This window comes from Hydrogenophaga sp. A37 (assembly GCF_002001205.1).
Lineage (GTDB): Bacteria > Pseudomonadota > Gammaproteobacteria > Burkholderiales > Burkholderiaceae_C > Hydrogenophaga.
Genome location: NZ_MUNZ01000039.1, coordinates 1 through 9488 on the forward strand (window position 1 = coordinate 1; position 9488 = coordinate 9488).

Genomic DNA, 9488 nt, shown 5'->3' on the forward strand with positions numbered 1-9488 from the left:
GGCCTCGCAAAGGCCTGAGCGTACGATCACCCTTGGCGGTCTATCGAGAACTCCTGCTCAACAGCCCGCAGCATTCCACCCTCGTTCATTGAACCCCAGGGTGTTGCACTTCAGATTTGAATCCGCCCCCCCTTATCAATGGGGGAGATTCAGCGACGACTCGCCTGAGGTTTTGGCAGGTTGCGTTTGCCGGGCTTGATGTCCACGCTGAGCTTGTTCTCTTTTCTCACCAGATCGAACTTGGCCTGGGTGTCAGGCGTGAGAGCAGCCACGGCCGACAGCAGTTGGGCGACATTTCCCACGGGCTTGCCCGCCACGTGGGTGACCACATCACCAGGTCGAATGCCTGCTTGAGCCGCAGGACCGTTCTGCAAGACGCCAGTGATGATGACACCGGTGCCTGGAGTGACGGCAAAACTCTCTGCCAGTTCTGGGGTCAGGTCTTGGGGTTCAACACCGATCCATCCGCGTGTCACCTTGCCGTCGCGCACGATGGCGTCCATCACGCTGCGTGCTGTGGAGGTGGGGATTGCGAACCCGATGCCCATGGACCCGCCGGAGCGCGAGTAGATGGCGGTGTTGATGCCCATGAGGTGCCCGTTGATGTCCACCAGCGCGCCGCCGGAGTTGCCTGGGTTGATCGCGGCATCGGTCTGGATGAAGTTCTCAAAGGTGTTGATGCCCAACTGGGTGCGGCCCAGCGCACTGACAATGCCGCTGGTGACGGTCTGTCCGACGCCGAACGGGTTGCCGATGGCCAGCACCTGATCGCCGATGGCCAGTGCATCCGAATTGCCCAGTGTGATCACTGGCATGCCGGTCAATTCCACCTTGAGGATGGCAAGATCGGTTTCAGGGTCGATGCCGATCACCTGCGCCGCTGCCTTGCGGCCATCATTGAGGATGACCTCGATCTGATCGGCTTCTTCAATAACGTGGTTGTTGGTCAGGATGTAGCCAGCAGAGCTGACGATCACGCCAGAACCGAGTCCTGCTTGAGGTTGCCCCTGGTTTTGGTCACCGAAGAAAAAACGGAACCACGGGTCGTTGCTCTGAGGGGCATTTTCAGGGGCCTTGCTGGTGTTGATGCTGACCACCGCAGGAGAGGCGGCCTTGGCCGCTGCGCGCAGGCTGTTGGTCGCCGGCAAGCTGCTGGGTGCCCCCGCAGTGCCAGGCGACTCGACCACTGGAACCAAAGTGGGCAGCAAAGAGCTGCGGTTGAGCCACTCGGGCTTGAGCGTGGCCACCACGAACAAGGCCGCCAGCAACACGGTGACGGATTGGGCAAAGAGCAGCCAGATGCGTTTCATGACGAAGAGGTTTCAGTTGTGCGTGGGCGCCGCCGTGGCCACGCAGCCACCGCGAGGTTGCATTGTCCCGCATATGGTCACGGCTTTTGGGTGTTCAAGCCGATTGACCCAGGTCAATGCGTTCACCCTGCAACGGCGGTGCAATGGGCCCCTGTTTATCTACATAGGAGCGCACGATGAAAGCCTTGGCCGACCTCTTTTCCACCGACTACGGTCTGTTCAGCATCGCTGGTATTGCCTTCATGATGGGAATGGCCATCTGGTTCTATCGCTTCTTCAACCGCAAGATGGAGGAGTCCGAGCGGGCTCAACGCACGCAGGGCTGACGAGTCGTCGCGTTCGATCAAAGTCAAGGCGTCTGAAAAAGGTGGGCGTCAATGGGGTGACAAAGTCAGCACGATGACAAAATAGCTGGATCCCCTGGAGCGTTTGGATGCTTCTTTTTTGCCAGGCCATGCTGACTCTCGTTCATGACAACTCCATCTTCAAAATCGGGCGGCATTGCCCGAGAAGCCCTGCTCTCAGCATTTGATGCGCTGTTGCAACCATCTTTGTTCAAAGATTACGGCCCCAACGGTCTGCAGGTCGAAGGATGTCCCAGGGTGCGCAAGCTGGTCAGCGGTGTGACTGCCAGCTTGGCTCTGATTGACGCGGCCATCGAGGTGGGCGCAGATGCGATCTTTGTGCACCACGGGCTTTTCTGGCGGGGCCAGGACGGGCGAGTTACTGGTTGGATGAAACAGCGCCTCGCTCGCTTGTTAACCCACGACATCAACCTGTTTGCCTACCACCTTCCGCTGGACGCTCACCCTTCTTTGGGCAACAACGCGCAGCTCGCCCAACGCCTCGGTGTGACCTTGTTCGATCCAGCGGAGGGGCGGTTCGGTGATCATTCGCTGGGGTTCCTTGGGCGATGCGCACCCTCTTCAGCCGCTCAGCTGGCTGATCATGTGCAGGTGGTTCTGGGTCGATCCGTGACACTGGTCGGAGACCCTGATCGACCGGTGCAACGCGTGGCGTTGTGCACGGGTGGCGCCCAGGGGTATTTCGAGGCGGCGATCGCAGCGCGAGCCGATGTGTTCATCACCGGCGAAATCTCCGAACCCCAGGCCCACTATGCCCGGGAGAGTGGCGTGGCCTACATTGCTTGTGGGCACCACGCATCTGAGCGGTATGGTGCCCCAGCCGTGGCGGCGCTTGTGGCCGATCAACTGGACATTGAACACCTCTTCATTGACATTCCCAATCCAGCCTAAGGCATGACCAACATGCCAACCCCTTCGGAACGACCACTGATCATCACCATGGGTGACCCGGCGGGCATTGGCCCGGAAATCATCGCCCGCGCGTTGCGTGAGCACCCGGAACTTCGCAGTCAGGTCCTCGTGGCAGGGGACATTCCAACCCTTCAGCGCGCCATCGAATTGACCGATTCCATCGACGGCAGGGCGGATGAACGGTTGGTGCTTGCAGAGGTCGGTGATGTAGGGGCTTGGGCCATGGCACCAGCGAATCGTTTGCTGGCTGTGCAGGCCTGCGCTTTGCCAGAGCCAGTCCCATTCGGATGCATCAGTGCCTCGGCTGGAAAGGCCGCAGCTGACTGCATTGCCTATGCTGCGCGCCTTGTTTTGCGGGGCGAGGCGCGTGCCATGGTGACGGCCCCAGTTCACAAGGAGGCGCTGTCGGCGGCTGGTCTCAACCATCCAGGGCACACCGAGTTCCTTCAAGCGTTGTCAGCGGAGCATGTCGGTGTGGCGCTGAACCACATGCCTGTGCGCATGATGCTCAGTAGCCCAGGGCTCGCCACAGTGCTGGTGAGTATTCATGTGTCGTTGCGAGCAGCGCTGGAAGCCGTCACACGGGAGCGCGTGCTTGAAACCATTCGCATCACAGCCGCCCATTTTCAGCGCAGTGGCATGCCGCAGGCCCGAATCGCCGTGGCTGCGCTGAATCCCCATGCCGGCGAAGGCGGGTTATTTGGGCGAGAGGAAATCGACATCATCTCTCCAGCCATTGTCCAAGCGAGAGACCTGGCGCTGAATGTGAGCGGTCCGCACGCGCCCGACACTGTATTTATGAGGGCGCGCCAAGGCGAGTTCGATGTCGTGGTGGCGATGTACCACGACCAGGGGCTCATTCCCGTGAAGTTGCTCGGGTTGGAGCACGGGGTAAATACCACATTGGGGTTGCCGCTGATTCGCACCAGTCCCGACCATGGCACTGCGTTCAATCTGGCGGGCACCGGACGGGCCAGCGCGACCAGTCTGCTGGCTGCCATCGATGCGGCCATGCGCATGAGTGCCGCACCCTCGGCATAGAAGAGGCGGCCGCCATCGGGGGGGATCACAGCGGCTTTGGCGCTCCCACTGGTTGTCGCTATTTTCGCAAGCAATCGCGAATCTCGCGAAGCAGCAGAATATCTTCTGTGGGAAGAGCCGGTGGGGCGGCGGGAGTCTCTTTTCTGAGGCGGTTAATCTGTTTGACCATCATGAAGATGATGAAAGCCAGAATGATGAAGTTCAAAGCGATGGTGATGAAGTTGCCGTAGGCCAACACAGCGCCTGCTTTCTTGGCCTCAACCAAGGGCAACCCCGCTGCCTGGCCAGCGAGCGCGATGTAGTAGCTTGAGAAGTCCAGGCCACCGAAGATCTTGCTCACGAGAGGCATGATCAGGTCGCTGACAATGGAGTCGACGATCTTGCCGAATGCCCCGCCAATGATCACGCCAACGGCCAGATCCATCACATTACCCCTCAAGGTAAATTCCTTGAATTCCTGCATCATTCCCATGCGTCACTCCTGATCTTGGATTGCATGCCTCCGGTCTGGTGGCGGGTGCGCAGATTTTCGCACAGACCACATAAGTATTACCCGTCTCTGACAGGCTTGGGCGGCACGTTGCCCATGGATTGATTCGCGCAGTGCGCGACCCAAGTATGCAGAAGAGGCCTTGTAACGCTCCGGTACAATGCAGGGTTGACCCTAGTTGAACCCGTCTAGAACTGTCTTTGAAAGATCCCCATGAGTGAAGCAACCGTCGCTGCAACTGTGGACAACAGTCGCCGAACCTGGCTGATCACTTCCTGCGCCATGGGTGGCGTGGGAGCAGCCGCTGTAGCCGTTCCCTTTGTGAGCAGCTTTCAGCCTTCTGAGCGCGCCAAGGCCGCAGGTGCAGCGGTGGAGGTGGACATCTCTACGATGCAGCCAGGCGAAAAGCGTGTGGTGGAGTGGCGCGGCAAGCCCGTGTGGATCATGCGTCGCAGTGAACAGCAACTGACCGATCTGGAAAAGGTCGAGCCTCAATTGGCCGATCCAAAGTCAGAGCGCAAGGCGTTTCCGACGCCCGAATACGCTCAAAACCGTCACCGCTCGATCAAACCAGAGGTTTTTGTTGGGGTAGGAATCTGCACCCACCTGGGGTGTTCGCCCGGGGACAAGTTCACACCTGGTCCCCAGCCCTCTTTGCCGGACGATTGGGCTGGTGGCTTCCTTTGTGCCTGCCATGGCTCGACCTTCGACCTGGCTGGCCGCGTATTCAAAAACAAGCCGGCTCCGGACAATCTTGAAGTGCCTCCGCACTACTACATGTCCGATACCACGTTGCTGATCGGCGAAGACAAAAAGGCCTGACCTGCTTGTTGCAGGCATTCCGACCACAGAGGCATTCCATGGCTGAATTCAAAGAAATTTCTCCCGACGCTCCGTTGGCCCAGAAGACGCTGAACTGGATCGACAACCGGTTTCCGCTCTCCAAGCTCTTCAATGAGCACATGGCAGAGTATTACGCGCCGAAGAACTTCAACTGGTGGTACATCTTCGGTTCGCTGGCCCTGCTGGTGCTGGTGATCCAGATCGTGACTGGCATCTTCCTGGTGATGCACTTCAAACCCGACGCCACCCTCAACGCCGCTGGTGTGCCGGTGGCTTTCGCGTCGGTTGAGTACATCATGCGAGATGTGCCATGGGGCTGGTTGATCCGCTATATGCACTCCACGGGTGCTTCTGCATTCTTTGTGGTGGTCTATTTGCACATGTTCCGTGGACTGATCTACGGTTCTTACCGCAAGCCACGAGAGCTGGTCTGGGTGTTCGGTTGCGGCATCTTCCTTGTGTTGATGGCCGAAGCCTTCATGGGGTATCTGTTGCCTTGGGGTCAGATGTCTTATTGGGGTGCGCAGGTGATCGTGAACCTGTTCTCCGCCATTCCGTTCGTTGGCCCTGATTTGGCGCTGCTGATCCGTGGCGACTATGTGGTGGGTGATGCCACGCTGAACCGGTTCTTCAGTTTTCACGTGATCGCTGTACCCCTGGTTCTGCTGGGTTTGGTGGTTGCTCACATCATTGCGCTACACGAGGTGGGTTCCAACAACCCCGACGGGGTCGAGATCAAGGCGACCAAGGATGCCAACGGCATCCCTCTTGACGGGGTCCCATTCCATCCGTACTACAGCGTTCACGATATCTTTGGCGTGTCGTTGTTTTTGATGGTGTTTTCGGCCATCGTTTTCTTCGCGCCTGAACTGGGTGGTTACTTCCTTGAGTTCAATAACTTCATCCCTGCAGATCCGCTGGTGACGCCGTTGCACATCGCGCCGGTCTGGTATTTCACGCCGTTCTATTCGATGTTGCGTGCGATCACCAGTGAGATGATGTACGCGCTGATCGCCTGCGTGCTGCTGGCTGCGCTCTACGGCGTACTGAAGACCAAGCTCAACACCATGCTCAAGGTTGCCATGCTGGGTGCAGCAGTGGTTGTGGTGGTGTTGATGCTGGCCATTGATGCCAAGTTCTGGGGTGTGGTCGCCATGGGTGGCGCGGTGGTGATCTTGTTCTTCCTGCCTTGGTTGGACTACAGCCCGGTGAAGTCCATTCGCTACCGCCCGAGCTGGAACAAGTGGCTCTACACGGTGTTTGTGATCAATTTTCTGATCTTGGGATATCTGGGTGTGCAACCTCCGTCGCCGGTGGGGGAGCGCGTCTCGCAAGTGGGTACGTTGTTCTACTTCGGGTTTTTCCTGTTGATGCCTTGGTGGAGTCGCTTGGGTGAGTTCAAGCCGGTGCCCAGTCGTGTCACCTTCAAGCCTCACTGAACCCCCATCCGGAGAGTCAAAAAAATGAAAAAAATCCTTTTGGGCCTGGTGATGGCCATGGGTTTGAGTGGCACCGTGCTCGCTGCTGGGGCCGGCTTCCCTCTCGACAAGGCACCTCAGCGCACCAATGACATGGCTGCACTGCAAAACGGCGCCAAGCTCTTTGTCAACTACTGCCTGAGCTGCCATTCGGCGTCCTTCATGCGCTACAACCGCTTGCGCGATATCGGGCTGAACGAAAAGCAGATTGCTGAGAACCTGACGTTTGCCACCGACAAAATCGGTGACACCATGAAGGCGTCCATTGATCCTAAACAAGCCAAAGCCTGGTTTGGCGCCAACCCTCCCGACCTGACGTTGGTGGCGCGTTCGCGCTCCAGCAGCGCAGGCACAGGTGCGGATTACATCTACACGCTGCTGCGCAACTACCACCGGGACGACACCAAGCCGACAGGCTGGAATAACCTGGTATTCCCCAACATCGGGATGCCACATCCGTTGTGGGAGTTGCAGGGCGAACGCAAGCCTGTGTACGAGAAGCACGAAAGCCATGGGCATGAAGTTCAGGTGCTCAAGGGCTGGGAGCCGGTCAAAGCCGGCACGATGAGCCAGGACCAGTACGATCAGAACGTTGGCGATCTGGTGGCGTATCTGCAATGGATGGCCGAACCGGCACAAAACAGTCGAGTGCGCATTGGCGTGTGGGTTCTGTTGTTCCTTGCTGCCTTTACCTTGGTGGCTTGGCGCATGAACGCTGCCTTCTGGAAAGACATCAAGTAAACCCCCTTCAAAACACGTCCGGTTCGGCCGGAGTGTTTTGGAGATTTCACAGTGGTTTGTTGCTCCGCGAACGGCGGTACGGCAAACCACTGTTTTGTATTGAGGAGACTCCACAATGATGGTCTTGTATTCGGGCACCACCTGCCCCTATTCCCACCGCTGCCGCTTTGTCCTGTTTGAAAAGGGCATGGATTTTGAGATCCGTGATGTGGATCTCTACAACAAGCCCGAAGACATCAGTGTCATGAACCCCTATGGGCAGGTGCCGATTTTGGTTGAGCGCGACCTCATCTTGTATGAGTCAAACATCATCAATGAGTACATTGACGAGCGCTTCCCACACCCCCAACTTATGCCGGGCGACCCAGTCGACCGCGCGCGCGTTCGCCTGTTCCTGCTGAACTTCGAAAAAGAACTCTTCACCCATGTATCGGTGCTGGAGTCACGCACAAGCAAAGGCAACGACAAGGCGCTTGAGAAGGCGCGTGCCCATATTCGTGATCGCCTGACGCAGCTCGCCCCGGTGTTCCTGAAGAACAAATTCATGTTGGGTGACAACTTCTCGATGCTGGATGTGGCGATTGCCCCATTACTGTGGCGTCTCGACTTCTACGGCATTGAGCTCAGCAAAAACGCCGCACCGCTGCTCAAATACGCTGAACGCATTTTTTCGCGACCCGCTTATATCGAGGCATTGACCCCGTCAGAAAAAGTCATGCGCAAGTAAGGACATGTGGTGGTGGATTCCCTTGGGGGTTCATCATCGCGCCTGCCTGCCACACAGCGACCATGAACCTTCCTGATCGAGACACACCCTCTACCCGTTCCTATCTCATCCGTGCCCTGCATGAGTGGTGTGTGGACAATGGGTTTGCACCGCACATTGCGGTACAGGTAGATGCCTCCGTCCAGGTACCGCTGGAGTTTGTGAAGAACGGCGAGATCGTTCTCAATGTGAGTTTCGATGCCACCAGCTCCCTGCGCTTGGGAAACGACTTTATTGAGTTCAAGGCCCGCTTTGGTGGCGTTGCAAGAGACATCGTGGTTCCTGTGACACATGTGGTGGCGATCTATGCCAGAGAAAATGGGCAAGGGATGGCGTTCCCCGCGCCTGAGGTTTCGAGCGCGCAGCCTGTGCCCAGTTTGTCACCCGGGCCAGGCGCTTCATCGGATACCCCGCTGCGCAGTCCCTTGAGAGCTGTTCCTACCGAGGCGGTGTCTTCTCCAGTCTCGGAGCCTGGAGATGAGCCTCCAAACGATGGCCCTGGCAAGGGAGGCGCGCGGCCCCAGCTCAAGCGAGTCAAGTAAAATTTAAACAGGATCCGCCGCTTTAGCTCAGTTGGTAGAGCACTCGCCTTGTAAGCGATAGGTCGTCTGTTCGAGTCAGACAAGCGGCACCACGAATGGCAGGGAAACGCTTCAGCGTCTCTGCATTTGGATTTTCAGGCGAATCGATGTAACCTGCGCTCCGTTTTGCGTCAGCTGCCGCTGCAAGACTGGCAACAACTGGCGCAGCTTCGTGGATGCTGCGGCACTGGTCACCAGCAAGCACCATTCACCGTCGTCCATTGGGCCCGCTTGTATCTGTCGTTGCAGGGGGGCTGGAATCAGGTGTCGCACCTGATTCAAACAATCGCTCGAAGCACGGATGCGTTCTTGCAATGCCGCCAGACTGGGCGCTGCGCCCGCCGCTTGTTCGAGGCTGAACGTGTTGCGGGATGGTCTGTAGGCGGTCATGACGTGGTCGGCTTCGGTGTTGTCCATGGCCGTTTCGAAAGGTGAAACTGTGCACATCATTATCACGGACGCTTGGTTGGCCAAAAGCCGTGCGCTGCATTTCAGTGGCATCAAACTGGCGGGCATGGCTGTGCTGACTTCACTGCTGGTGATGCTCGGTTCAGTTGCAGCGTATCACTGGGTGTTTTTGCAAGGGGTGCGACAAGGGTGGTTGGGTTTCGGGTCGGTCGCACGCTTGGTGACCCAGGGTGAGGTGGATTCCAAAGAACTCTACATGCGTGAGAACCTCGACGCCATGGCGCGCAAACTTGGCGAGATGCAGGCACGCATGATGCAGATCGAATCTTTGGGTGAGCGAGTGGCTGGTTTGGCCGGGCTCAAGCCCGAAGAGTTCAAGCCAAACTCGGTGCCGGGCTCGGGTGGCGCGCTCGTTGCAGGCAGGGATCTCAGTTTGACCGAATTGACGCAAGCCCTGGAACAGCTGGATCGCGTCAGCGTATCGGGCGTTGACTGGTTGACTGTGGTCGAGTCTCGGTTGTTCGACCAGAAGATACAGCGCACGATGGTACCC

Annotated in this window: 11 protein-coding genes, 1 tRNA gene and 1 pseudogene; 10 read left to right on the forward strand and 3 right to left on the reverse strand. The window is 58.0% G+C overall.

Features of this window, described 5'->3' with window-relative positions; translation table 11 throughout:
- Positions 1-149 precede the first annotated feature (149 nt).
- Complete coding sequence (locus tag B0E41_RS00620) at positions 150-1310, reverse strand: trypsin-like peptidase domain-containing protein (RefSeq protein ID WP_077327635.1); 1161 nt, start codon at positions 1308-1310, stop codon at positions 150-152.
- 176 nt (positions 1311-1486) lie between these two features.
- Between B0E41_RS00620 and B0E41_RS00625 the strand changes: the two genes are divergently transcribed.
- The 3 genes from B0E41_RS00625 to pdxA all read left to right on the forward strand — a co-directional run bounded on the left by B0E41_RS00625 (position 1487) and on the right by pdxA (position 3628).
- Entirely contained in the window at positions 1487-1636 is a 150-nt protein-coding gene (locus B0E41_RS00625) for a DUF3149 domain-containing protein (protein ID WP_077327638.1), read from the forward strand.
- Between the two features lie 144 nt (positions 1637-1780).
- Entirely contained in the window at positions 1781-2566 is a 786-nt protein-coding gene (locus tag B0E41_RS00630) for a Nif3-like dinuclear metal center hexameric protein (RefSeq protein ID WP_077327642.1), read from the forward strand.
- Positions 2567-2569: 3 nt separating this feature from the next.
- A complete protein-coding gene (gene pdxA / locus B0E41_RS00635) occupies positions 2570-3628 on the forward strand; it encodes a 4-hydroxythreonine-4-phosphate dehydrogenase PdxA (protein ID WP_077327645.1) in 1059 nt (352 codons plus the stop codon).
- 58 nt (positions 3629-3686) lie between these two features.
- On the opposite strand, the gene mscL is transcribed toward pdxA, so the two are convergent.
- The gene (gene mscL / locus B0E41_RS00640; protein ID WP_077327649.1) at positions 3687-4100 is read right to left on the reverse strand and encodes a large conductance mechanosensitive channel protein MscL; all 414 of its coding nucleotides are present in this window, start codon (positions 4098-4100) and stop codon (positions 3687-3689) included.
- Positions 4101-4331: 231 nt separating this feature from the next.
- Between mscL and petA the strand changes: the two genes are divergently transcribed.
- From petA to B0E41_RS00670, 6 genes are all read left to right on the forward strand, one after another.
- A complete protein-coding gene (gene petA / locus B0E41_RS00645; RefSeq protein WP_077327652.1) occupies positions 4332-4940 on the forward strand; it encodes a ubiquinol-cytochrome c reductase iron-sulfur subunit in 609 nt (202 codons plus the stop codon).
- A 38-nt stretch (positions 4941-4978) separates the two neighbouring features.
- On the forward strand, positions 4979-6400 hold the full coding sequence (locus B0E41_RS00650) for a cytochrome b N-terminal domain-containing protein (protein ID WP_077327655.1): 1422 nt from the start codon (positions 4979-4981) through the stop codon (positions 6398-6400).
- Positions 6401-6424: 24 nt separating this feature from the next.
- Positions 6425-7180, forward strand: coding sequence for a cytochrome c1 (locus B0E41_RS00655; protein WP_077327658.1), 756 nt, complete (start codon positions 6425-6427; stop codon positions 7178-7180).
- A gap of 115 nt (positions 7181-7295) precedes the next feature.
- Positions 7296-7907 (forward strand): glutathione S-transferase N-terminal domain-containing protein, encoded by a 612-nt coding sequence (locus tag B0E41_RS00660; protein ID WP_077327661.1) that lies wholly within the window; start codon positions 7296-7298, stop codon positions 7905-7907.
- A gap of 62 nt (positions 7908-7969) precedes the next feature.
- Positions 7970-8488, forward strand: coding sequence for a ClpXP protease specificity-enhancing factor (locus B0E41_RS00665; protein WP_077327664.1), 519 nt, complete (start codon positions 7970-7972; stop codon positions 8486-8488).
- Between the two features lie 16 nt (positions 8489-8504).
- A tRNA-Thr gene (locus tag B0E41_RS00670) sits at positions 8505-8580 on the forward strand.
- Positions 8581-8599: 19 nt separating this feature from the next.
- Here the strand turns inward: B0E41_RS00670 and B0E41_RS00675 are convergent.
- The gene (locus B0E41_RS00675; RefSeq protein WP_253194514.1) at positions 8600-8944 is read right to left on the reverse strand and encodes a DciA family protein; all 345 of its coding nucleotides are present in this window, start codon (positions 8942-8944) and stop codon (positions 8600-8602) included.
- Here B0E41_RS00675 and B0E41_RS00680 point away from each other — a divergent pair.
- Positions 8943-9488 (forward strand): annotated as a pseudogene (locus tag B0E41_RS00680) (M23 family peptidase); the annotation flags it as partial. The gene B0E41_RS00675 and the pseudogene B0E41_RS00680 overlap by 2 nt on opposite strands.